Origin of the sequence: Cryptosporangium japonicum (assembly GCF_039524755.1) — a bacterium.
Taxonomy (GTDB): domain Bacteria; phylum Actinomycetota; class Actinomycetes; order Mycobacteriales; family Cryptosporangiaceae; genus Cryptosporangium; species Cryptosporangium japonicum.
Genome location: NZ_BAAAGX010000029.1, coordinates 23,631 through 46,716 on the forward strand (window position 1 = coordinate 23,631; position 23,086 = coordinate 46,716).

Sequence of the window (23,086 nt, forward strand, 5' to 3'; positions counted from 1 at the left end):
TCGTGCGATCTGCAGTGCGGGGCTCTTGGACGAAGACCCGGAGCGCATGGTCAAGGAGTGCGTTTCGTGGGCACCAGCAAGTGAGGGAAGTGCACAGTGGCGCAGGGCACTGTCAAGTGGTTCAACTCCGAGAAGGGGTATGGCTTCATCGCTGTCGACGGCGGCGCTGATGTCTTCGTCCATTACTCGGCGATCATGATGGACGGGTACAAGTCTCTCGAAGACGGCCAGCGAGTCGACTTCGAAGTGACTCAGGGTCCGAAGGGTCCGCAGGCTGAACGAGTCACGGTCGTCGCGTCCTAGTTCCAGACTTCAGCGAGGCCCGTTCCGGTGGGTGCGACCGGAACGGGCCTCGTCTGTTTTGTTGAGCGGGCCGGCGCTATTCCTTCCGGTCAATTCTTGAATTCCGACGGTTGTTCGGATTCCCGGCCGCTCCTCGCCGAGGGGAGCGTGCGCGCCCGGCGGCCGCCGGTGGGACCCTCCACGTTTGCTTGCACTCGCCTGGGTCGAGTGCTAAACAGGAGATTGGCACTCGGTAGTCTTGAGTGCCAAGGTCGGAGAGGTGAGGCTCCCGGCGCGTCGGTCCGTGCCGGCGCAGTGGGGGGTCGTCCGTCGCGGGCACCGTTCCGACCGTGCAGTCTCCGGTTGTCCTGCGCGGCATCCGGGGGTCCGACACCATCGGAGGACATCACCGAATGGCCAAGTTGATCGCGTTCGACGAGGAGGCTCGCCGCGGCCTCGAGCGGGGCATGAACCAGCTCGCCGACGCTGTGCGGGTGACGCTCGGTCCCAAGGGCCGCAACGTCGTGCTCGAGAAGAAGTGGGGCGCGCCGACCATCACGAACGATGGTGTGTCGATCGCCAAGGAGATCGAGCTCGAGGACCCGTGGGAGAAGATCGGCGCCGAGCTGGTCAAGGAAGTCGCCAAGAAGACGGACGACGTCGCGGGTGACGGCACGACCACCGCGACCGTTCTGGCCCAGGCGCTGGTCCGTGAGGGTCTGCGCAACGTGGCCGCTGGTGCGAACCCGATCGCGCTGAAGAAGGGCATCGAGGCGGCCGTCGCGGCGGTTTCCGAGGCTCTGGGCAACGCGTCGAAGGAGATCGAGACCAAGGAGCAGATCGCTTCCACGGCCTCCATCTCCGCGGCTGACACCTCGGTCGGCGAGATCATCGCCGAGGCGATGGACAAGGCCGGCAAGGAAGGCGTCATCACCGTCGAGGAGAGCAACACCTTCGGGCTCGAGCTGGAGCTCACCGAGGGCATGCGCTTCGACAAGGGCTACATCTCGCCGTACTTCGCCACCGACACCGAGCGGATGGAGGCCGTCCTCGACGACCCGTACATCCTGTTCGTCGAGGGCAAGATCTCGACGGTGAAGGACCTGCTCCCGCTGCTGGAGAAGGTCATGCAGGGCGGCAAGCCGCTCGCGATCATCGCCGAGGACGTGGAGGGCGAGGCCCTCGCCACCCTGATCGTCAACAAGATCCGGGGCACCTTCAAGTCGGTCGCCATCAAGGCGCCGGGCTTCGGTGACCGCCGCAAGGCGATGCTGAACGACATGGCCATCCTCACCGGTGGCACCGTCATCAGCGAGACGATCGGCCTCAAGCTCGAGAACACCACGGTCGACCTGCTGGGCACCGCCCGCAAGATCGTCGTCACCAAGGACGAGACCACGATCGTCGACGGTTCGGGCGACGCGGAGCAGATCGAGGGCCGGAAGAACACCATCCGGGCCGAGATCGAGAACTCCGACTCGGACTACGACCGCGAGAAGCTCCAGGAGCGCCTCGCCAAGCTGGCCGGCGGCGTGGCCGTCATCAAGGTCGGCGCGGCCACCGAGGTCGAGCTCAAGGAGCGCAAGCACCGCATCGAGGACGCGGTGCGCAACGCCAAGGCCGCCGTCGAGGAGGGCATCGTCGCCGGTGGTGGCGTCGCTCTGCTCCAGGCGTCCACCGTCGCGTTCGAGAAGCTGGACCTCTCGGGCGACGAGGCGACCGGCGCGAACATCGTGAAGGTCGCGCTCGAGGCTCCGCTCAAGCAGATCGCGGTGAACGCCGGTCTCGAGGGTGGCGTCGTGGCGGAGAAGGTGCGCAACCTTCCGTCGGGCCACGGCCTGAACGCCGCCACCGGCGAGTACGTCGACCTGGTCGGCGCGGGCATCATCGACCCCACCAAGGTCACCCGCTCCGCGCTGCAGAACGCCGCTTCGATCGCCGGTCTGTTCCTCACCACCAACGCGGTGGTGGCGGACAAGCCGGAGAAGGCCGCGGCCCCGGCCGGCGACCCGAGCGGTGGCATGGGCGGCATGGACTTCTGAGTCCTGCTCTCACCCGCACCACGTAGAGGGCGGGCCCGGGTTTCCCGGGCCCGCCCTTTCGCATGTTCCCGGGCCTTCCGTGCCTACGGCGGGTTTCCGGGCCTACGGCCGGGAGTTCTACCCCGGGAACCCGTCGTAGGCCCGAGAACCCGTCGGTCAGCGGGGGCGGGCGGCTTCGCCCTGGCGGGCCAGGGTGACCGCGGCGGCGGCGTCGACGGTGCCGGCGCCGATGACGTTGCGCGCGCTGCCGCCGCACGTCGAGGCGGTGCCCAGCGTCGCGTCCTCGGCGCTGGCGCGCAGCAGTGCGGCGGTACGCACGATGTCGCCACGCAGCGACGGCGCGGCCTGCCAGACCAGCGCGACCACCCCGGCGACCTGCGGGGTGGCCATCGACGTGCCGGACAGCCGCGAGTACCCGCCCCCGGGCCACGCCGACAGCACGTCCACGCCCGGTGCCATCAGATCGGGCTTGGACTCCGCGTCACCGGGCACCGGGCCGCGGCTGGAGAAGTCGGCGATCACCCTCTTGTCGTCCACCGCCCCGACCGTGAACACCGAGTCGTACCGGCCGATCGGGTCGGTGATCGAACGGCACCGCGCGCCCTCGTTGCCGGCTGCGGCCACCACGAAGATGCCCGCGTCGCGCAGCGCGTCGACCGCCGGTTCGAGCGTGCCGGCGCCGCACCCCTCCACGTCGGGGCAGCCCCACGAGTTGCTGAGCACGTCGGCCGCGCGGGCCGGATCGCCGTCGGTGAACGGGTTGCCCCCGTCCCGGAACGGGGCCAGCATGAACTGCAGACAGTCCAGGTAGAGGCCGGGGTTGCCGAGCGGGCGGGCCAGGTTGGCGCACCCGATCCAGGTGGCGCCCGGCGCCACCCCGACGTTCTTGCCGACCGCGCTGCCCGCGGTGTGGGTGCCGTGGCCGTTCGGGTCGGTGGGCGTGGTGGTGTGGTTCCACGGGTCGTGCCAGCTGTCGGCGCCGCCCCGGTAAGTCGCACGCAGTGCCTCGTGGCGTGCGTCGACGCCGCTGTCGGAGAAGCCGACGACGATGCCGCGGCCGTCGGTGCCCTCGCGCCAGGCCTGCGGTGCCTTGATCGTCTCGAGGTTGGCCGGTGTGCCGGTGAGCGTGCGGGTGTCGGGGGAGCCGGCGGTGGCCGCCTCCGGGATCGGGCGGAGCTCGGGGTTCGGCTGCACCGAGGCCACGTCGTCCCGGGTGGCGAGCACGGCCCGCACGAGCGGGGTGTCGTCGACCTCGACCGCGTTGACCAGGTAATACGACGTCGGGTCGGCGCCGACTTTCCGGAGCGCCGAGAGCAGCGACGCCTGGGTGCGGCGGGCGTGGTCCACCAGGAGGCGGTAGACGGCCGTGCGCCGGGCGGTGAGGTCGGTGGTGGAGTTGCCCACCGAGGTGGTTCCGGCCTGGTTCTTCAGGACGACGAAGAGCCGGTCGCCGTGGAAGCCGTCCTGCCCGGGGCCGAGCCACAGCAGCCCCGACGAGACCACCAGCACCCCGATCAGCGCCCCGGCGAGCACCCGCCCACGCCGCCCGCCCGACCGCCCCGGCGATTCCGCTCCTTCGTCCCCATCCGGCGCGTCATCCGCATTCCGCGCTTCGTCCGGGGCCGGGGCTTCGTCCCCGGGCGGCGTTTCGGGCCCGGCCGGCTCGGTGGGACGCGTGGCGTGGCCGGGACGGGTGGCCCGGCGGGCCGCGATGGCCAGCACGAGCGCGACCACCGCACCGGTGACCAGGGCCAACCACGCGGAGATGCCGGTACCGATCGCGGCCCACTGCGGTACGTCGCTCGGCACCAGCAGGAGCGTGATCTCCTCGGCGTCGACGAAAGCCAGCGGACCGAACGCCGCCACTGCGACGAGCAACGCACCGGGCCACCGGCGGGCCGGGTCGGCACACGCCAGCGCCACGCAGACGGCCGGCAGCACGCCGAGCAGCAACAGCTGGGTGCCGGGCGCGCCGAACGCGCCGGCCAGCAGCGTGAGCGGCACCGCGAGCACCAGCGCGTCGAGCACCAGCCCGGCGACCGGGCCGCCCACCGGCACCCGGAGCGGCCCGGTGCGCCGCAGACGGGACACCAGCACACCGAGCCCGAACGCGGCCAGCGCGGCCGCCGCCACGTCGAGCGGGCCACCGAGCGCACCGACCCACCACCAGGGCAGCAGGACGACCAGCCCGCACGCGACCGCGACGGCCGTACCCACCCGAGGACCCCGCGCCGGCGACGCCACGGGCGCGGACGGCCACCGCCGGAGCGCGAACGCGAGGAGGAGCGCGACGACACCCGCCAGCGCGTCGGCCACCGCGTCGCCGGCCGACCAGGGCACCACCCGCACGAGCCCGAGCAGCGCCGCGCAGCACGCGGCGAGGGCCCAGAGCCGGGCGACCGCGCGGAGCACCGGCCGTTTCACCAGGAGCCAGGCCAGCGCGGCCGGCGCACCGGCGCCCAACGCGACGAGCACGCTCAGCCCCGGCCAGAACGCGCCGGGCACCCGGTAACCACCGATGACCAAGATCTCGTGCGCGACCCAGACGAACGGCGCGACCACGGCCGTGACCCCGACGGCACTCAACCCGGCCAGCGTGACCAGCGTGGGGGCCACCCAGCGGGGGACACCACCGGCCGGACGCGGAGCGGGCACGTTGGGCTGCATGCGCGCACCGTATCGGTAGGGGCCGACATGCCTGGTCCGAGCGGCGGCCGGAGGCGAACGCGACGTACCGTGGACAGGTGAGTCGTGATCCGCAGGTGTCCCGTTTCGCCGCCAGCCAGCTCGGTCCGCAGCAGCGCGCCGACGCACTCGCGCGGCTACGCACGGAGACGTTCGACGTCGTCGTCATCGGCGGGGGAGTCACCGGCGCCGGTGCCGCGCTCGACGCGGCGAGCCGTGGCCTCTCGGTGGCGCTGGTCGAGGCGCGCGACTTCGCGGCCGGCACGTCCAGCCGGTCCAGCAAGCTCATCCACGGCGGCCTGCGCTACCTGGAGCAGCTCAACTTCAGCCTGGTGCGGGAGGCGCTCGAGGAGCGCGGCCGGCTGCTGACGACGCTCGCGCCGCACCTGGTGCGCCCGACCCCGTTCCTGCTGCCGCTCAACCACCACGGCTGGCAGCGGCTCTACTACGGGGCCGGCGTGGCGCTCTACGACACGCTGGGCTCGATCCTGGGCACGGCCCGAGGCCTGCCGCGCCACAAACACCTCTCCCGCACGTCAGCAAGAAGGCTGTTCCCGAGCCTGCGCCGGGACGCGCTGGTCGGCGCGATCCGCTACTACGACGGCCACGTCGACGACGCCCGCTTCGTGCTGACGCTGGCGCGCACCGCGGCGTCCTACGGTGCGGTCACGGCCACCAGCACGCGCGTGGTCGACCTGCTGCGCAACGCCCGCGAGGTGGTCGGCGTGCGGGTGCGTGACCTGGAGAGCGACGAGGAGTTCGAGGTCCGCGCCCGCACGGTCGTGGCGGCCACCGGCGTCTGGAGCGACGACCTGTCGGAGATGCTGCACGAGCGTCCCGGCCTGCGGGTGCGCGCGAGCAAGGGCGTGCACCTCGTGGTGCCGCGCTCGGTGATCTCCGGCGACGTCGGGCTCATCCTGCGCACCGAGAAGTCGGTGCTGTTCGTCATCCCGTGGGGCGGGCACTGGATCATCGGCACCACCGACACCGACTGGGACCTCGACCGCGCCCACCCGGCCGCGTCCAGCGTCGACATCGACTACATCCTCGAACACGTCAACGCGGTGCTCGAACGCCCGATCACCCACGACGACATCGAGGGCGTCTACGCCGGTCTGCGGCCGCTGCTGGCCGGTGAGGACGAGTCGTCGTCGAAGCTGTCACGCGAGCACGCGGTCGTGGAGCCGATGCTCGGGCTGATGCTCGTCGCCGGCGGCAAGTACACGACGTACCGGGTGATGGCGGCCGACGTCATCGACAAAGCCGCCCACCGGCTGCGTAGCGTGCCGGCGAGCCGCACCCAGGACATCCCGCTGATCGGCGCGGACGGCTTCACCGCGATGTGGGCCAACCGGGCCGACCTGGCCCGGCGGCACGGGGCGACCGTCGGCGCGGTGGAGCACCTGCTGGAGCGCTACGGCTCGCTCACCACCGAGCTGCTCGCGAGCATCGACGCGGATCCGCGGCTGGGGCAGCCGGTCGTCGGTGCGCCGGAGTACCTGGCCGCCGAGATCGCGTACGCCGCGTCGCACGAGGGTGCGCTGCACCTGGAGGACGTGCTCACCCGCCGGACCCGGATCTCGATCGAGACCGCGCACCGCGGCCTGGACTCCGTCGAGGACGTGGCCGACGTGCTGGCGCCGACGCTCGGCTGGGACGCCGCCACCCGGCGGCGGGAGGTGGAGCACTACCGCGCCCGGGTGCTCGCCGAGCGGGAGTCGCAGCGGATGCCGGACGACCTCACGGCCGACGCCGCCCGGCTGGGCGCACCCGACGTCCGCAAACCGTCGAAGCGCCCCTGACACGGAGTCCTAGGCCGAGTGCACCTCGTCGAAGATCGAGTGCTCCTGGGCGCCCTCGTGGGCCGGCTCGAGGTCTTCCTCGTTCGAGCGCTTCCGGCCCCACATCGCCGCACCCATGATGCCCGCGATAACCGCAACCGTCAGTGCGGTGAAGAGCGTCAAAACCAGAGGTGTGCTCATAGTGCTCAGCGTCGGGTGTGAAAGCGCCATCGTCAAGCGCCCTGGTCCGTTCGGGTGAGGTCTTCGACCGGTCGTGGGAGCAGGCAACTCTGCGTCGTCGAAGCAATTAATCTGCGTCGGAATTTCGGTCACTGAGCAGTTTCCGTGGTCAGTTTGATGTTGGTTCCACCGGGAAATCGGCTCCGGACGGTAGAGGACGACAAAGACGACGAAAGGCTGACGATGGCTACGCAATTGAACGGTGCCCGGATCGCGTTCGTCGCTGCGGACGGCGTCGAGCAGGCGGAACTCGACCAGCCGTGGGCCGCGATCAGCGACGCCGGGGGACAGCCGGAACTGATCTCGCTCTCCGCGGGCAAGATTCAGGCGTTCAATCATCTCGACCACGGTGACACCCGTTCGGTTGATCGTGATCTGGATGCTGCGAATCCGGACGACTATGTCGCGCTGGTACTTCCGGGTGGAGTAGCTAACGGTGATTTCGTTCGGGCCGATGAGCGGGCTGTGAATTTTGTTAAGAGTTTCTTCACGTCGGGCAAGCCGGTCGGGGTCATCTGCCACGGCGGGTGGGTGCTGATCGAGGCCGGCGTGGTGGAAGGGCGCACGCTCACGTCCTGGCCGAGCCTGCAGACCGACTTCCGGAACGCCGGGGCGCAGTGGGTGGACCGGGAGGTCGTGGTCGACGGGAAGCTCGTGACCAGCCGGAAGCCCGATGATCTGCCGGCGTTCTCGGCCGCGGTGCTGGAGCAGTTGGGCTGAGCGTCACCAGCCGTCGGGGTACCGGTTCCGGGGGCGGGGGCGTGTCCAGGTAAGGCCGGATGTAACGGCTGAGGGTCGGTCGGCGACCGGGGCGGGTGATACCGGCCGCCCCGGTCCGACGTCGGCCAGGGGTGCCGGCCACTCCCGGCGCGGATGAACTGACCGTCCGCGGTGGAGATCACGACGGCCCCACCCGTACTGCGTCGTCAGGCGCTACACGACCGGGCGAAGGTTCGGCTCCCACGGGCCGTGGCGCTCCAGCTCGCTCCACGCGGAGGCGAAGCGGCGCACCACCTCGGTCAAGAAGTCCGCCGGGAAGCAGTACGGCAGCCGCAGGAACGAGTCGTGGCCGCCGGAGACGTCCATCGAGCGCCCCGGGATCGCCTCGACGCCGTGGCGCAGCGCCACCTGGCTGAACACCGCCGCGTCCACCCCCGGCAGCTCCACCCAGAGCGACGGCCCACCCAGCGGGGTGCGCCAGCGCCACTGCGGCAGGTGCTCGGCGAGCAGCGCCTCGATCGTCGCCAGTTGCTCCCGCCGTTCCGGCACGCGTCGCTCCACCAGCGACGAGAGGCCGGGCACGATGCGCGCGGCCACCAGTTGGTCGATGATCGGCGACCCGAGGTCGGCCAGCGCCTTCCGGCGGGCGAGCCGGCTGATCACGTCGGCGGAGGCGCGGGCCCAGCCGACCCGCAGACCGCCCCAGACCGACTTGGACAGCGACCCCAGCTGGATCAGCGTCACCGGCCGGTCGCCGGCCGCGGCGGCGAACGAGGGGAGCGGCGGCGGCACGTCGTGCCCGAGGCTGACGCCGGACAGCGTGTCGTCCGCGACCACGACGACGTCGTACTGGGCCGCGAGCTCGACGATCCGACGGCGGCGGGCGGCGGAGAGCAGCGCGCCGGTGGGGTTGTGGAACGTCGGCATCAGGTAGACGAGGTCGATCGGCGACTCGGCCAGCACCTTCGCCAACGCCTCCGGCCGGACGCCGTCCTGGTCGATCGGCACCGGCACCAGCGTGGCTCCGACCGCGCGGAACACGTCGTAGCAGGCCGGCCAGCCCGGAGCCTCCACCGCCACCCGCGAGCCCGGCCGCAGGTACAGCTGGGCGACCAGGTCGATGGCCTGGTGCGCACCGGTGGTCACCAGGATCTCGTTCGGCCTCGACGGGAGACCGAGGTCGGTGAGGTACCCGGTGATCGCCTCGCGGAGACGCGCGAGGCCGTGCGGCTGGTAGCCGGGGTCGAGCATGGCCTCGGCCAGGTCGTGGTGGAGCACCTCCTCCAGCGCGGCCGGCACCGCGACGTCGGCCATGCCGGCGGCCGACGCGAGTGAGAGCACGCTGCCGGGACCGTCGATCAGACGCTGGAAGAGCTGCGCGGAGTGGCCTCCGGGCACCCGGCCGTCGCCGATCCGGCCGGCTCGGGCGGTACGGGCGATCCGGGTGCCGCTGCCGCGCCGGCTCTCCACCGCGCCCTCGCCGCGCAGCTGGTCGTAGGCGGCCACGACGGTGGCGCGGCTGACCGCCAGTACCGCGGCCAGCCGGCGCTCGGCGGGTAGCGCGCTCCCGGCGGGCAGCGCGCCCTCCTCGATGCCACGCCGGATCGCGGCGGCCAACTGCTGGTAGAGCGGACCGCTACCGACGGACCAATCGCTCAAGACGTGCAGCAAACGATCGTCGTCGGAGAAACTCCGGTCCACCTCGGCGGTCATTGGCACTGTCCATTCCCTCGGATTGGCACCAAGCTTACGGCATTGGACCGGTCCAACAAGAGGAGTGGACTCATGATGCTGGCAATTTTGGTCTTCGCCGTGGTGATCGCCCTGCTCGCGCAGCGCTTCGGCGTCGACAGTCGCGACGGAATGGACTGGCGTCCCTACGAAGAGGCGTCGCAACGAAGGTGAACGTCGGGGTGTCGGCCGGACGGCCGACACCCCGTCAACCGACGTCGGGCAGCGGCGGGCCGATCACGTCGTCGGCGTCGACGATCGTGTACGCGTACCCCTGCTCGGCGAGGAACCGCTGCCGGTGGGCGGCGTAGTCGGCGTCCAGGCTGTCGCGGCTGACCACGGTGTAGAAGTGGGCCTGCCGCCCGTCGGCCTTGGGCCGCAGCACCCGGCCCAGACGCTGGGCCTCCTCCTGGCGCGACCCGAACGTGCCGGAGATCTGGATCGCGACCGCGGCCTCCGGCAGGTCGATCGAGAAGTTCGCGACCTTGGACACCACGAGCGTGTTGATCTCACCGCGCCGGAACGCGTCGAACAGCCGCTCGCGCTCCTTGTTGGTGGTCTTGCCCTCGATCACCGGCGCTTCGAGCTCGGCCGAGATCTCGTCCAGCTGGTCGAGGTAGGCGCCGATCACCAGCACCTGCTCGCCCTGGTGCTTCTCCACCAGCTTGCGGATGACCGGCATCTTCGTGCGCGCGGTGGCGCAGACCCGGTAGCGCTCCTCCGGCTCGGCGACCGCGTACGTCATGCGCTCGGCGTCGGTCATCGTGACCCGGACCTCGACGCACTCGGCCGGCGCGATCCAGCCCTGCGCCTCGATGTCCTTCCAGGGTGCGTCGTAGCGCTTCGGGCCGATCAGCGAGAAGACGTCGCCCTCCCGGCCGTCCTCGCGCACCAGCGTGGCCGTCAGCCCCAGCCGGCGGCGCGACTGCAGATCCGCGGTGAGGCGGAAGATCGGCGCCGGCAGCAGGTGCACCTCGTCGTAGACGATCAGCCCCCAGTCGCGGGCCCCGAACAGCTCCAGGTGCCGGTACTCGCCGTTCTTGCGTGACGTCATCACCTGGTAGGTGGCGATCGTGACCGGGCGGATCTCCTTGCGCTCCCCGGAGTACTCGCCGATCTCGTCCTCGGTGAGCGAGGTGCGGGCGACCAGCTCGCGCTTCCACTGCCGCCCGGCGACGGTGTTCGTCACCAGGATCAGCGTCGTGGCCTTCGCCTCGGCCATCGCGGCCGCGCCGACGAGCGTCTTGCCTGCTCCACAGGGCAGCACGACGACGCCGGAGCCGCCGGCCCAGAAGTTGTCGACCGCTTCCTGCTGGTACGACCGCAGCGTCCAGCCGTCCTGGGCGAGGTCGATCGGGTGCGCCTCGCCGTCGACGTAGCCGGCCAGGTCCTCGGCGGGCCAGCCGACCTTCAGCAGCACCTGCTTGAGACGCCCGCGCTCGGACGGGTGGACGGCGACCGTGTCGTCGTCGAACTTCTCCCCGAGCATCGGGGCGACCTTCTTGTTGCGGGTGATCTCCACCAGCACCGCCCGGTCGAGCGCGTGCAGCACCAGGCCGTGCACCGGCGAGTTCAGCAGCTGCAGGCGGCCGTAGCGGTCCATCGTGTCGGCGACGTCGACGAGCAGCGCGTGCGGCACCGGGTAGCGCGAGTAGCGCACCAGCGCGTCGACGACCGACTCGGCGTCGTGACCGGCCGCGCGCGCGTTCCACAGCCCCAGCGGCGTCAACCGATAGGTGTGGACGTGCTCGGGCGCCCGCTCGAGTTCGGCGAACGGCGCGATCGCCATCCGACACGCTGACGCATCGGGATGGTCGGTCTCGAGCAGTAGTGTTTTGTCCGACTGGACGATGAGCGGTCCGTTAGGCACGCATCAAGTGTCCCTCCTGTTCGCCGCACCCGCAGGTAGCCGGTCGGCTCGGCCGGACTGGCCTCTCTGGAGGGATGAATCACCGGTTCAACCGCTCTGCGTGACCAGTGTTCTACACAGAGCGTCGTGCGAACCGTCACAGACGTCAGCTGACCAGCGAAGATACGGCTGCGACAGAACGGAATGCGTTGGGGACTCGGCATTTGGTGTGACGCACGCGTAACCTTCTGCTCGTGCCTGGACGACATTCATCCTCAGCCGAGACCACGGAACTGATCTATATCGCTGAGGAAGCGCCACGCGGCAAGCACACCCGCAGCCGTGGGCGGCGCCGTCGGGAGAACCCGGCCGGCCGGGCCGCGAAGGTCGCCTTCGCCGGGGTCGCCGCCGCCGCGGTCGCGGGCAGCATCTCGTACGGCGCGGTCTCCATGGTCGCCAGCACCTCCGACAGCAGCAGCCCGTCGGCGCTGGCCGCGCCGGCTCGCGCCGGTGACGACCGGGCGTCCCGCTCCGGCGGCAACTGCGCCCGCACCGGCCCCGGTCAGGCCCGGGTCGAGCAGTACCTGGCCGGCCAGACGGCGCGGTTCGGCCCGATCACGATGGACGCGTCGCAGGACGCGAGCGACTGCGCCGCGATCAAGAAGTTCCAGACCGCGGTCGGCCTCACCACGGTCACCGGCTTCGCCGACGAGGCCACCGCCCAGATCGCCGACCGGCTCTACCAGTCCGCGCCGGCGTCCTGCGGAGCCGAGGACGACGCGACGACCGTGTGCGTCGACCTCTCGCACCAGACGCTGTGGGTGATGAAGAGCGGGTCGGTGGTCTTCGCCCCGGTCGTCGTGCGCGCCCAGGGCACCCCCACCGGTGAGTCGACGATCACCGCGGACTTCCAGCAGCAGTTCCACCTGAGCCTGCTCGACGGCGACGCGGCGAAGGTCACCGACCTGGCCCCCACCGGCGCCGAGGTCCACGTCTTCTAGCCGAGGTCCGCGCCTTCTATTCGGGCGTACGGATGGCGCTCACCACGCGGTGCAGAGCGAACGTGTGCTCGGTCTCGGTGCGGTCGTCCTCGGCACGGAGGTAACCCGCCCCGACCGAGACCGGCCGGACGATGCGTGCGGTGACGCCGCCGTGGGCGTCGACGTAACTGAGCCAGACGCGAGCCCGGTCGCGCGCGGCCTGCTGCAGGACGCTCAGCGCCGCACCCGGGTCGGCCTCTCCGAGCTGGGTGAGCACCGGCGCCCGACGTGCGGCCCGCGCGGCCTCGTCGCCGCGCCGGACCGCCACCGCCGCACCGGCCAGGTAGTCCTGGTCGAGCGAGATCTCGCTCGCGCCCCGCGGAGCACCACGGGGCGGCCGCGCCGGAGCCCGGCGCGCTTCGGGCCAGCCCAGGACGAGCCCACCGCTGGCGTCCTCGGCCGCCGGGACGTACCCGCAGGCACGGAGCGTCTCGATGACCCGGTTCACCGCGCTCGAACTCACCAGCACGGAGTCGGCGATGCGGCGGAGGTTCAGCTCGACGCAGCGCCGGTCGGCCAGCACGGTGGCGAGCAGCGCCGGATCGTCGCTGCGCAGGTACGCCGACGCCGCGCCGACACGCAGCCCGCCGTGCCGTCGCGCGACGTCGTCGATCAGATACGTGAGGGACTGCGGAACCGGCGTCCGCGACCGCTGGCTGAAGAACGCCTGGAGGTCGCTGCCGGAACGGCCGGCGTCCAACGCCCGGCGGACGCTCTCCGGCGTCACCCGGTACACCGTGGCGCCACCGGCGGACTCGACGTCCGCGACCAGCGCCATCTCGGCCGAGAGCGCGGGCTCCAGCGGCCCCGGGGCCACCACCGTGAGGTCGGCCTGCACGAGCACGTGGTCGACCGGCTCCGGCAGCAGACCGGCCAGCACCGCGACCGGATCGCCGCCGGTCACCACGGCCTTCCCGAACGTGGTGAGCGTCGTCTGCGCCAGCACGCCCAGCGTCGTCGCCTCGCCGAGCTGTTCGCTGACGACCTCGTCGCGCCGCCGCCCGCCCCGCCGCGGTGCGCGCCAGTCGAGGACACCGACGATGTCGGCCTCGCTGAGCGGACCCGGGTACTCGACCAGCACCTGCAGGATCTGCGAGCGCAGCGTCGGAGCCGCCGACCGGGTGACCTCGGCCGAGAGCGCCGCGACCGCCCGGTCCCGCTCGTCCCGGGTGCCGACGAGCGCGGGCATCCGCGCCATCGTCAACCAGGCGCCGGCCAGCTGGGCCCAGCGCCGTTCGGACGGGGTGGCCTGCCAGACGTCGAACGAGGACGTGGGCAGCCAGGTCGGGTCGGCGTCGGGGGTGCGGGCGAGCAGCCCGGCCTCGTGGGCCACCTCGAGCAGCAGCGCCGCGGTCGGCTCGTCCACCCCGGCGGCGCGGGCCAGCCGGCGCAGCTCACGGACGCCGAGGCCGCCTGCCTTGAGGACGGGCGGCGGGTCGTCGGCGCACGCGTCGAGCAGCGAGGCGGTCTGCCGGAGCACCTCGAGCACCTGCCCGGCGCCGGCGCCGTCGATCCGGTCCTTCGTCACCGGAGCGGCCGCGGTGGGAGCGGGCTCGGCCGGGTGCACCGGACCGAACGGTGCTTCACCGCGCAGTGCCAGCCCGACTTCGCGGGGGAGCTCGACGGTCGAGGCGTCCAGCGGCACCAGCAGCCCGTGGACGAGCAGCCAGCGCACCGGGGTGTCGGCGTCGTCGGGAACGGTCGGGCGGCGGACGTCCCGCAGCGCGCCCACCGGGTTGCCCCCGCCGGCCAGCCGCTCCAGCAGGGCGACCGCTTCGGGCGGGCAGGCGGCGAGCAGCGCGGCCAACCGCACCGGATCGCCGAACGCCTCGCTGATCAGCGCCGTGGCCTCCGGTTGCGGCACCGACGGCAGGTGCAGTGCCGCGAGCACCGGGGCGAGGTCGTCGGTGCGTTCGTCCCGGATCAGCGCCGCGATCGGGCGCCCGAGCCCCGCGGTGTAGCGGGACGCGACCTCGTCGAGCATCGACGGCAACCGGAGCGTGGTCTCGCCGTCCGGCCAGGCCAGCCCGAGCGTGATCAGGTGGTCGAGCACCCGCCGGACGGAGAAGTCGGGGGCGTCGCGCAGGAGATCGAGCGCCTCTTTGCGGTCGGCGCGGTGCTCGGGGCCGGCCACCAGGCGCAGGGCGTCGAGCACTTCGAGGTGGAACCGGTCGAGGTGGTCGAGCGCGCGGGCCACCGACATCCGGGAGTGCGCACGTTGCGCCAATACGGAGAAGTCGGACGGCACTGGCACGGCCAGATCCGGGCGCGCGGCGAACAGCCGTTCCAGCTGTTCGTCGGTCAGCGCGCGGAAGTGATCTGCCAGGCTCGCCGTACTCACCGAATAGACGCTAACCGGTTTCCGGCCCCAACGGTCCGCATGCCGACACGGACGGGCCCCACCTGCCGGTTTGTGTCACTCTGCGGCCGTGGCGAAGAGTGAAGCCGGTTGGGTGTTGTTGGCGGGGTGGCGGCGCTGGCGGGAGAGACGTCGGCACAAGAAGCGTCACCACCATGGGCGACGGGCGAACGCGCTCGACGGATGCAACTGCGACGGTTGTGACAGCTGTGATGGCTGCGACGGTTGCGACTGCAACTTCAACCTGTTCAGCCTCGGAACGCTCCTCCTGCTGGTGCCGTTCCTGCGTGCGACGCCCGACCTGCGACCCCGCACGACCGCGGCCGGCCACGGCGGCGTGGTGCTCATCCGCGGCTACCAGCGCCTGCTCAGCAAGCATCTGCCGACGCGGTGCCGGTACACGCCCTCGTGCAGCGAGTACGGCGCCCAGGCCGTGCGACGCTACGGCCTGCTCAACGGATCCCGCTTGATCGCTACCCGGATCAAGCGGTGTACGAGGGGAGTCCCGCTGGGTACCCCCGACCCGCTCCGGTGAGAAACTTGTAAGTGGTCAGCTGATGGGTCATCGTGTGCTCGTCAGCGTTAGCGAGGAGGAACGATGGCGTCCGAGGCCAAGCACACCAGCAAGAACACGGTGGTGAAGGACGGGCACTTGGCGGTCAGCGAGTTCCTCGGTGAGCACCAGGGGCCGTCCAGCCCGTTCGGTGACATCCCCCTGCCGCTGCCCGCCGACCGCATCGACTACGTGCACCCCGACAGCGGCGACGGCGCCGCCCACCACTGAACTTCAACGACCGAGAGACCTCTCGACGTTCTGCCAGATCGGGCACGGCCACTGGACGCGTGCCCACGTGCCGGAACACTCCGGGCACCAGGGGGAGCCGTCGCGCGGCTCGTGGAGGCGCAGGAACTCCGAGAGCGCGAGCGAGAGGTCGGTGAGGTCGTCACGCGCGTACGCGAGCAGCGTGAGGTCGTCGGCCTCACGCGCACGCGTGCGCGCTTCCCGTAGACGCTGCCAGACGGAGTAGTGGCGGCTGAGTCGCTCGGCGTCCTGCCCGATCACGGGTGCCTCCTGGGCGTTTCGCTGGTCGCGGGGCGCGTTCCCCCGCAGCGGCGGGTCTTGGTCGTGCTGGTCCGGCGGCCGGGGTAGGGACGGTGCGCGTTGCGCTCGGACTCCGCGCTGAAGGAGCCGCTTTCGTCCCAGAAATAGACGGTGGCGTACTCCAGGTAGTCGTTGCTCATAGGTCCTCCTGCACGGATCCGAAGCCGGGAGTTGCAAGAGAACTGTGACTCAGACAACGGCCGGATGTGATTACCGGTCGGATCCTCGCGATACCTGTGGGTATCCGTTGTTGATTGCACCCGAGCGCAGTGGTCAGGTCGTGACCACACATGAGACCTATGCTACATTTCGTGGCAAATGCCCGTTTCTGGGGTAGGGTCGCGCTCTTCGCCCAGCTCAGGACGGTCGTTCCGGCTCCTCGGGTAGCGGCAGACAACTGAGTCGTGGCTACTCGGGACGGCGGCGTCGCCTGGTCTGCAACGTGGCGGACCTCGGAGGGGCGCGCGGCGTCGCAGAGGAGGCGCGGCAGGCGGGCGCAGCTGACCGCCTCCCTGCCGCGCCTCCGACGATACGTTGGGGAATGTGGCTCTCCCTGCGCCGGTGATCGGCTTCGACCTCGACATGACCCTGATCGACAGTCGCCCCGGTATCGGCGCGGTGTACGACGCGCTCGCGGCCGAGACCGGGGTGCACATCGACACCGCGCTGGTCACGTCGCGGCTCGGGCCGCCGCTGCCGGCCGAGCTCGCGAACTGGTTCCCGGCCGACCGGGTGCCGGCGATGGTCGACCGGTACCGCGAGCTCTACCCCGCGCTGGCCATCGAGCCGACGATCGCGCTACCGGGTGCCGTGGAGGCGTTGCGTGCGGTGCACGCGCTGGGCGGCAGCACGGTCGTCGTCACGAGCAAGTTCGCACCGAGCGCGCGGTTGCACGTCGAGCACCTCGAGTTGCCGGTCGACGACCTCGTGGGCAACGTCTACGCGGCGGGCAAGGGGCCGGCGCTGGCCGAGCGCGGAGCGGTCGTCTACGTCGGGGACCACACCGCCGACATCGCCGCGGCCAGGGCCGCCGGAACGGTGTCCGTCGCGGTCGCCTCCGGCCCGTTTCCGGCCGACGCCCTGCGAGCGGCCGGCGCGGACGTCGTGCTCGAGAGCCTCCACGAGTTCCCGGACTGGCTGAAGGTCAGCCGCGGTTAAGGGCCTCGCGTGCGGCCCGGTTGTTGGCCCTGGCCTGGCGGACGATGCCCACGAGGACCAGCACGAAACCGACCGGGCCGAGCATCGTGCCGACCGCGGCGAGCGCCGGCTGGGCCGACGACCCGGCGAAGAACGGCAGGAAAACGATGCCGACGAACACCAGGCCGGCCAGGAAGCACGCGGCGCCCACACGCAGGAGCCAGCGCCCCGGCCGCCCTGCGCGCGGAGAAACATCGGTACTCGCCACGCGTACAGCGTACGAGCCGGAACCGCTCCCGAACGGCACCGGGTGACCAGGCCAACTCCGTTGGTTGTGGCGGGGTCGGGTCGCTAGCCTTATCCCGGGGGCAGGCGGGGCACCGCGGGCCCCCGTTTATCGCCACGAGACGAAAACGGGGTCAGGACGTGCCGACCGGCAAGGTGAAGTGGTTCGACCCGGAGCGTGGCTTCGGCTTCCTGGCCCGTGACGAGGGCGGCGACGTGTTCGTCCACAAGGGTGCGTTACCGCAGGGCGTCACCGAGCTCAAGCCCGGTACGCGGGTGGAGTTCGGCGTCGCGGCCGGCCGCAAGGGCGACCAGGCGCTGTCCGTGCGTGTCGTCGACCCGCTGCCATCGCTGGTGTCGCAGACCCGGCGCCCGGCCGACGAGCTGCACGGCATGGTCGAGGACATGATCAAGGTGCTCGAAGCCCGGGTGCAGCCCGACCTGCGCCGCGGCCGCTACCCCGACCGCAAGTCGGCCCGCAAGATCGCCGAACTCGTCCACGCCGTAGCCCGCGAGTTAGAGATCTAACGCTTCTTCCCGCCCGGAGGGGGTGGGAGGACCTTCGGCGCCGGGATCTGGGAGAAAGGTAGCTGGACTATCTCGATCTTCAGCTCCGGGCGCCGTTTCGCGATCTCGCTCAGGCCGGTGACCAGGTCGTCGCGGGCGACGACGAACCGCACCGGCCGCGGGCTCACCTCGGCGACGTGTTCCAGCGTCGCGATCTCCTTGGAGCCGTTGATGCCGCCGACCGGCAGCGCCGCCTCGCCGCCCTGGCGTCGGAACCCGGCCAGGTAGAGCGACGGCGTGTAGAGCCGGTAGGCGCTGATCACGAGCGTCACCCGGCCGTCGTCGCCGTTCGGGAACCGCCGGTACACGTTCACCGCCGCCTTGCCGTCGGTCGGCCGCCAGAGCTTGTCGCTGTGGAACGCCCGTCCCCGGCTGGTGCCGGCGGCCGGCTCGGTGACCCCGCCGCGTTCGGACGTGCGGGTCGCGAGCATCCGATCGGGCACCAGCAGCCCGTACGCGAACGCCACGACGACCACCGACGCGCCGGCCGGGAGCGCGAACGCGGCCAGCCGCCGCAGCGCCGCCGCGAAGCCACCCTGCCCGGCACCCCAGCTGAACGGGTCGCGCGGCAGCAGCAGCGCGACCGCGCCGATGCCGACGAAGCCGGCGACCAGCACACCGTGAACGGCCTTCTCGAAGTAGTACGAGACACCGCCGGTGGTGGCGAGCTGGTAACCGCCGATCGCGAACACCATCAACCCGGCCAGCACGATCTGCGCACCCACCGACCGCCAGATCGGAACCCGCCGCCCGGTGCGGGTGAGCGTCCCGAGCAGCACGAGCGCGACCAGCGTGAGCAGCAGCCGCTGGTCGACCTCCGGGATACCGACGTCGGGGATCAGCGCCTGGGTGGGTGAGACGCCGGAACGCACCGACAGCACCGGCCACACGAGCACCAGCGGCACGGCCAGTACCGCGATCGCCAGCGGGCCGAGCCGCCACGGCCCCCGCGTCCGCGAGCGGGCGTACACGAGCGCCCAGACCAGCACCGCGGCCCCGGCGACCGGCAGGAAGAAGTAGTACGTGAAGCTCACCCCGACCAGGGCGGCCGCCAGCAGCAGCATCTGCTCACGCGCACCACGCACCGGCCGCGCGGCGAGCGCGAACACCACCGCGAGCAGGGCCAGCCCGAGCGCCTCGCTGGGGTACCCCCGGTCGAACAGCGAGACCAGGTATCCGCCGCCGGTGCACCCCGTCACCACCGCCACCGCGGCGACCAGGCGCCAGCCGCGCAGAACCGGCCCCGCGACCCAGCGCAGCGCCCAGACCAGCGTGAACGCCAGGATGCCGTAGCCGACGAGGTTCCAGGCCAGGTAGTGGTCGAACGCGACCAGCCCGTCGCCGAGACCGGTCGACGACCGCACGAAGTTGTCCATCAGCGCGCTGAACAGGTGCGAGGCCTGGGGGTAGTCGACGACCCCGGGAATGACCTGGCGGGTGACCTCGTCGCGGTGGAACGGCAGGTACCCGCCGACAGAACGGATCGTGTCGAAGATCGTGAAGTGGCGGGCCAGGTCCTCCGCGCCGATCATCATCGCCAGCCGCTCGGCGGCCGACTTGTGCCAGAACGACGACCACAGGAACAGCGCGGGTGCGACGCCCCCCAGCACCAGAAGCGCGTCGCTCCAGCCGACCCGGAGCGGGAGCCGCGGCACCCGGCGGCTGATCAGCGCGGCGGCGATCAGGCTCAGGAACCCGGCCCTGGACACCGCCACCGGGTCGAGCCCCCACGGCCAGACCGAGAACACCAGACCGGCCGCGCTGAGCAGCCCGAGGAACAGGAACAGCGCCAGCGCGACGCGGTCGAGCAGGGTCCGGCCACCGCGCAGCAACGACGCGATGCCCAGCAGGAGCACGACCGGCAGCAGGCCGTCCACCCGGAGTTCGTGGGTGGCCCAGGGCAGGGCCCAGGCGAGCGGGATCGCGAGAACCGGTGCTGCTCTCTTCACTGCTTCTCCGCGATCGTCGGTCAGATGCCTAGGCAGGTAACACCGTGTACCTAAACAGTCGCCAACCGGGGGATGGCCACCGGGGGAACCAACCCGGCTTCGGCGGCCCGGCCGAGCAGCGCGTCGACCGCCGCGTAACCGTCGGTGCCCAGGTCGCGCGTGAACTCGTTCACGTACAGCCCGATGTGCTGGTCGACGACCGCGTCTTCCATCTCCTGCGCGTGTTCGAGCACGTAGGCCCGGCTCGCCGCCGGGTCGGCCCACGCTGCCTCCACCGAGGCGCGGACGAGCTTGGCCGCGGCCGCCGGCGTGATGCCGGTGCGTGCCTCGAGGTCCTTGCGGGCCAGGATCGCGCCCAGCGGGATCGGCAGGCCGGTGGTGGACTCCCACCAGTCGCCGAGGTCGGCCGCGGCGTGCAGCCCGTACCGCTGGTAGGTGAAGCGGGCCTCGTGGATCACCAACCCGGCGTCGACCTCACCGGCCGCCACCGCGGGCATGATCTCGTGGAACGGCCGGACGACGACCCGGGCCGGCGGGCGCTCCGCCGACCAGAACCGGAACAGCAGGTAGGCCGTGGTGCGGTCGCCGGGGACGGCGACGGTCTTGCCCTCGACGGAGTCCGAGCCGGTGGTGAGCACCAGCGGGCCGCAGCCGCGCCCGAGCGCTCCGCCGCAGGGCAGCAGCGTGTACTGGTCCAGCAGCCACGGCAGCGCCGCGTAGGACACCTTCACCAGGTCGTACTCGCCGCGCTCGGCGGCGCCGTTGGTCACGTCCACGTCGGCGAAGTCGACGTCGACCGGCGGCGCTCCCGGCACCAGGCCGTGCACCAGCGCGTGGAAGACGAACGTGTCGTTGGGGCAGGGGGAGAACGCCATCCGCATGGCGTCAACGGTAGCCGTCAGCGCTGAGTGAGGGCCGTCACCGCGTGCCGCAGCGCCTCGAAGGCCGCCGGGATGTCCCAGGCGCTCCGGTCGCGGCGCCCGATCAGGTTGCTCACCGCGCGGACCTCCGCCCACCGGACCCCGGCGGCCTTGGCCGCCCAGGCCACGCCGTACCCCTCCATCGCCTCGGCGATCGCGGACGGGTGGACGGCGGCCAGCTCGGCGCCGCGCCGGTCGGTGCCGGTCATCGTGGAGAGCGTCAGGATCTCGCCGGTCAGTGCCGGTACCCCGGCGGCGGCGAGCGTGTCGCTGGCCCAGCGGCCGCCGGTGGACGCCAGCACGTCCCCGCCGGCCAGCCCGAGCCCGGACAGGTCGAGGAACCCCTCGTCGGTGGCGGCGCCCAGGTCGGCCCAGCGGACGGTGTCCGCGACCACGACCGAACCGATCGGCGCCCGGCCGCTGAACCCACCGGCCAGGCCGGCCGACACGACCAGGTCGTACTTCTCGGCCGCCAGCGCCATCGCGGTGCTCACCGCGGCCGCGACCGGCCCCACCCCGCCGACCAGACCCGTGACGCCGGCCGCGTCCAGCTCGGCCCGGACCGCGGTGACGACCAGAACACGCATCAGTCGACGTCGAGCACGAACCGCCAGAGCCCGCGCGCCTTCTCCGCGTTCTCACCCGGGTGCAGCGCGAGCAGCTCAAGCACGTAGGTGCTGCCGCCGGACGCGTCGGTGGGCACCGTGAAGCGGATCCAGCTGGTGCCCTTGCGGACGAACGAGACCGGCGCGAGGTTGCCGTCCGAGCTGGCCAGCGCGGCCGTCCAGCCGTCCTCACCGACCGTCGGGGGCACGTCCACCTGCACGGTGGCGCCCGGCCGGACGTCGATGCGGCCCGCGTTCGACGGGCCGGCCTTGCAGTCGTCGCCGGGAGTGGACCCGTTGAACGTGCCGTTCTCGAAGCACCAGGCTGTGGCCTCACCGCCGGCGGAGTCGCCGCCGCTGGCGACGGTGGCGTAGGGCGCGGGCTTGTCGCAGGCCGCGACCAGACCGATCGAGGCCGCGGCCAGGGCAAGGGCGAAGGCTCGCTTCATACGGAGCACAGTAACCGGAGGTCAGCGTGCGCCTGACGTCGCCGTCCACTCGCTGGCCGGTGCAGTGGCGGGCGCCACCGAAGCCCGGTGCGCCGCCCACGCCCACGCGCTGACCCGCAACGTCACCGCCGCGACCACCAGCGCGACCAAGAACAGGCCCCACTGCCCGCTCACCGGGATCAGCCCGGCCGCGCCGCCGCTCACCCAGGCCAGCTGCTGCATCGTCTCCGAGTGCGCGAACGCGCTGGCCCGCGACTCGTCGGGGAGCCGCTCCTGGATCACCGCGTCCACCGCGAGCTTCGCCAACCCGCTGGCCAGCGCGGTGCCGAACGCCAGCAGCACGAGCGCGGGCAGCGAGTAGAACACCGCCGCGACCATCGCGCCGAACGCGACCCCGCCCACCACGATCGCGTCGAGGAGCAGGGGCCGGCGCAGTTTCAGGCGGGTGCCGATCAGCGTCGCGACGAACGCACCGGAGGCCAGCGCCGCCGCGACCGCGCCCAACGCGGCCAGCGGTGAGAGCAGCAGGTCGTCGGTGCGCACCCGGAACGCCATGAACAGCGCGAGGAAGCCGTACACCGCGCGGAGCGTGCCGCCCGCGGTGATCGCGGCCCACACCGGCAGGTTCCACAGCTTGAGCGCCTCTTTGTGCGCGAGCAGCGCGAACACCCGGGGGAGCACCTCGGGTTTGTCGGAGTCGACGCCGGCGGGCAACCGCAGCGAGAGCACCATTCCGACGAGGAACACGACCGTCGCCAGGCGCAGCGGCCAGCCGGCCCCGAACTGGGCGAGCGCGGCACCGATCCCACCGGCCAGCGCGCCGAAGATCGTGCCGGCCAGCGACCCGCGCGCGTTGGCCTCCACCAGCGTGATGCGTGGCGGCAACAGCCGGGGCACCGCGGCCGAACGGGCCACGCCGTACGACTTCGACATCACCAGCACACCGAACGCCGCCGGGTAGAGCACCCAGCTGTCGAGTTGGTCGGCGATCGCGTACGCCAGGAATCCGCGCGCCAGCATCGTCGTGGCCAGCGCGTACCGCCGCCCGTGGCGGAACCGGTCGAGCACCGGCCCGACCAGCGGAGCCAGCAGGGCGAACGGCGCCATCGTGATGAGCAGGTAGAGCGCCACCCGTACGCGGGCCTCACCCACCGGGACGCTGAAGAAGATCGTGCCGGCCAGCCCGACCGCGACCAGGGCGTCGCCGGCGCACGACAACGCGTGCAGATCGAACATCCGGTGCAGACCGGTCTGGTCGGCGCCGTCGGCGTTGCGGGCCCTCTGCACGCGGGACCACGCGGTCACCAAGGGGCGCCGTGAGCCCTTCCGCGCCTCGCTGTCCG

22 protein-coding genes are annotated in these 23,086 nt (G+C 71.8%); 9 read left to right on the forward strand and 13 right to left on the reverse strand.

The window, feature by feature from the left end; translation table 11 throughout:
• Nucleotides 1–96: 96 nt before the first annotated feature.
• Nucleotides 97–303, forward strand: a complete 207-nt coding sequence (locus ABD437_RS33340) for a cold-shock protein (RefSeq protein WP_035848198.1) — start codon at nucleotides 97–99, stop codon at nucleotides 301–303.
• Between the two features lie 392 nt (nucleotides 304–695).
• Nucleotides 696–2,324 (forward strand): chaperonin GroEL, encoded by a 1,629-nt coding sequence (gene groL / locus ABD437_RS33345; RefSeq protein WP_344652945.1) that lies wholly within the window; start codon nucleotides 696–698, stop codon nucleotides 2,322–2,324.
• A gap of 156 nt (nucleotides 2,325–2,480) precedes the next feature.
• Here the strand turns inward: groL and ABD437_RS33350 are convergent, their stop codons facing one another.
• Entirely contained in the window at nucleotides 2,481–4,991 is a 2,511-nt protein-coding gene (locus tag ABD437_RS33350) for a S8 family serine peptidase (protein ID WP_344652946.1), read from the reverse strand.
• Nucleotides 4,992–5,086: 95 nt separating this feature from the next.
• Here ABD437_RS33350 and ABD437_RS33355 point away from each other — a divergent pair, with 95 nt between their 5' ends.
• Nucleotides 5,087–6,811 carry a glycerol-3-phosphate dehydrogenase/oxidase gene (locus tag ABD437_RS33355; RefSeq protein ID WP_344653074.1) on the forward strand — a complete coding sequence of 575 codons (1,725 nt, stop codon included), beginning with the start codon at nucleotides 5,087–5,089 and terminating at the stop codon, nucleotides 6,809–6,811.
• 9 nt (nucleotides 6,812–6,820) lie between these two features.
• Here the strand turns inward: ABD437_RS33355 and ABD437_RS33360 are convergent, their stop codons facing one another.
• Nucleotides 6,821–6,991: a hypothetical protein gene (locus ABD437_RS33360; protein ID WP_344652947.1), complete on the reverse strand. Its 171-nt coding sequence runs from the start codon at nucleotides 6,989–6,991 to the stop codon at nucleotides 6,821–6,823.
• Nucleotides 6,992–7,213: 222 nt separating this feature from the next.
• Between ABD437_RS33360 and ABD437_RS33365 the strand changes: the two genes are divergently transcribed.
• Nucleotides 7,214–7,750, forward strand: coding sequence for a type 1 glutamine amidotransferase domain-containing protein (locus ABD437_RS33365; protein ID WP_344653075.1), 537 nt, complete (start codon nucleotides 7,214–7,216; stop codon nucleotides 7,748–7,750).
• Nucleotides 7,751–7,963: 213 nt separating this feature from the next.
• Here ABD437_RS33365 and ABD437_RS33370 read toward each other — a convergent pair whose 3' ends face one another.
• A complete protein-coding gene (locus ABD437_RS33370) occupies nucleotides 7,964–9,409 on the reverse strand; it encodes an aminotransferase-like domain-containing protein (RefSeq protein ID WP_344652948.1) in 1,446 nt (481 codons plus the stop codon).
• 280 nt (nucleotides 9,410–9,689) lie between these two features.
• Complete coding sequence (locus ABD437_RS33375) at nucleotides 9,690–11,351, reverse strand: DNA repair helicase XPB (protein ID WP_344652949.1); 1,662 nt, start codon at nucleotides 11,349–11,351, stop codon at nucleotides 9,690–9,692.
• Nucleotides 11,352–11,584: 233 nt separating this feature from the next.
• Here ABD437_RS33375 and ABD437_RS33380 point away from each other — a divergent pair, with 233 nt between their 5' ends.
• Nucleotides 11,585–12,331: a L,D-transpeptidase gene (locus tag ABD437_RS33380; protein ID WP_344652950.1), complete on the forward strand. Its 747-nt coding sequence runs from the start codon at nucleotides 11,585–11,587 to the stop codon at nucleotides 12,329–12,331.
• Nucleotides 12,332–12,347: 16 nt separating this feature from the next.
• On the opposite strand, the gene ABD437_RS33385 is transcribed toward ABD437_RS33380, so the two are convergent.
• Nucleotides 12,348–14,711 carry a helicase-associated domain-containing protein gene (locus tag ABD437_RS33385; RefSeq protein ID WP_344652951.1) on the reverse strand — a complete coding sequence of 788 codons (2,364 nt, stop codon included), beginning with the start codon at nucleotides 14,709–14,711 and terminating at the stop codon, nucleotides 12,348–12,350.
• 88 nt (nucleotides 14,712–14,799) lie between these two features.
• On the opposite strand from ABD437_RS33385, the gene yidD reads away from it, so the two are divergent.
• Together yidD and ABD437_RS33395 are read left to right on the forward strand one after the other, a co-directional pair.
• A complete protein-coding gene (gene yidD, locus ABD437_RS33390; RefSeq protein ID WP_344652952.1) occupies nucleotides 14,800–15,264 on the forward strand; it encodes a membrane protein insertion efficiency factor YidD in 465 nt (154 codons plus the stop codon).
• A 63-nt stretch (nucleotides 15,265–15,327) separates the two neighbouring features.
• Nucleotides 15,328–15,513, forward strand: coding sequence for a hypothetical protein (locus ABD437_RS33395; RefSeq protein ID WP_344652953.1), 186 nt, complete (start codon nucleotides 15,328–15,330; stop codon nucleotides 15,511–15,513).
• Between the two features lie 3 nt (nucleotides 15,514–15,516).
• Here ABD437_RS33395 and ABD437_RS33400 read toward each other — a convergent pair whose 3' ends face one another.
• On the reverse strand, nucleotides 15,517–15,792 hold the full coding sequence (locus ABD437_RS33400) for a hypothetical protein (RefSeq protein ID WP_344652954.1): 276 nt from the start codon (nucleotides 15,790–15,792) through the stop codon (nucleotides 15,517–15,519).
• Nucleotides 15,789–15,971 carry a hypothetical protein gene (locus tag ABD437_RS33405; protein ID WP_344652955.1) on the reverse strand — a complete coding sequence of 61 codons (183 nt, stop codon included), beginning with the start codon at nucleotides 15,969–15,971 and terminating at the stop codon, nucleotides 15,789–15,791. Before ABD437_RS33405 ends, ABD437_RS33400 begins: the two co-directional genes overlap by 4 nt.
• 394 nt (nucleotides 15,972–16,365) lie before the next feature.
• Here ABD437_RS33405 and ABD437_RS33410 point away from each other — a divergent pair, with 394 nt between their 5' ends.
• The gene (locus ABD437_RS33410) at nucleotides 16,366–16,989 is read left to right on the forward strand and encodes an HAD family hydrolase (protein ID WP_344652956.1); all 624 of its coding nucleotides are present in this window, start codon (nucleotides 16,366–16,368) and stop codon (nucleotides 16,987–16,989) included.
• On the opposite strand, the gene ABD437_RS33415 is transcribed toward ABD437_RS33410, so the two are convergent.
• Nucleotides 16,976–17,236 carry a hypothetical protein gene (locus ABD437_RS33415; protein WP_344652957.1) on the reverse strand — a complete coding sequence of 87 codons (261 nt, stop codon included), beginning with the start codon at nucleotides 17,234–17,236 and terminating at the stop codon, nucleotides 16,976–16,978. The two genes, ABD437_RS33410 and ABD437_RS33415, sit on opposite strands and share 14 nt — an antisense overlap.
• A 158-nt stretch (nucleotides 17,237–17,394) precedes the next feature.
• Here ABD437_RS33415 and ABD437_RS33420 point away from each other — a divergent pair, with 158 nt between their 5' ends.
• Nucleotides 17,395–17,781 (forward strand): cold-shock protein, encoded by a 387-nt coding sequence (locus tag ABD437_RS33420; RefSeq protein ID WP_344652958.1) that lies wholly within the window; start codon nucleotides 17,395–17,397, stop codon nucleotides 17,779–17,781.
• Here ABD437_RS33420 and ABD437_RS33425 read toward each other — a convergent pair.
• The 5 genes from ABD437_RS33425 to ABD437_RS33445 are packed head-to-tail and all read right to left on the reverse strand — an operon-like array spanning nucleotide 17,778 to nucleotide 23,048.
• Nucleotides 17,778–19,769: a hypothetical protein gene (locus tag ABD437_RS33425; protein WP_344652959.1), complete on the reverse strand. Its 1,992-nt coding sequence runs from the start codon at nucleotides 19,767–19,769 to the stop codon at nucleotides 17,778–17,780. The genes ABD437_RS33420 and ABD437_RS33425 overlap by 4 nt on opposite strands.
• A 50-nt stretch (nucleotides 19,770–19,819) precedes the next feature.
• Nucleotides 19,820–20,650, reverse strand: a complete 831-nt coding sequence (locus ABD437_RS33430; protein WP_344652960.1) for a 1,4-dihydroxy-6-naphtoate synthase — start codon at nucleotides 20,648–20,650, stop codon at nucleotides 19,820–19,822.
• Between the two features lie 17 nt (nucleotides 20,651–20,667).
• A complete protein-coding gene (mqnB, locus tag ABD437_RS33435) occupies nucleotides 20,668–21,276 on the reverse strand; it encodes a futalosine hydrolase (protein ID WP_344652961.1) in 609 nt (202 codons plus the stop codon).
• On the reverse strand, nucleotides 21,276–21,743 hold the full coding sequence (locus tag ABD437_RS33440) for a hypothetical protein (protein ID WP_344652962.1): 468 nt from the start codon (nucleotides 21,741–21,743) through the stop codon (nucleotides 21,276–21,278). Before ABD437_RS33440 ends, mqnB begins: the two co-directional genes overlap by 1 nt.
• Before the next feature lie 21 nt (nucleotides 21,744–21,764).
• On the reverse strand, nucleotides 21,765–23,048 hold the full coding sequence (locus tag ABD437_RS33445; RefSeq protein WP_344652963.1) for an MFS transporter: 1,284 nt from the start codon (nucleotides 23,046–23,048) through the stop codon (nucleotides 21,765–21,767).
• Nucleotides 23,049–23,086 lie beyond the last annotated feature (38 nt).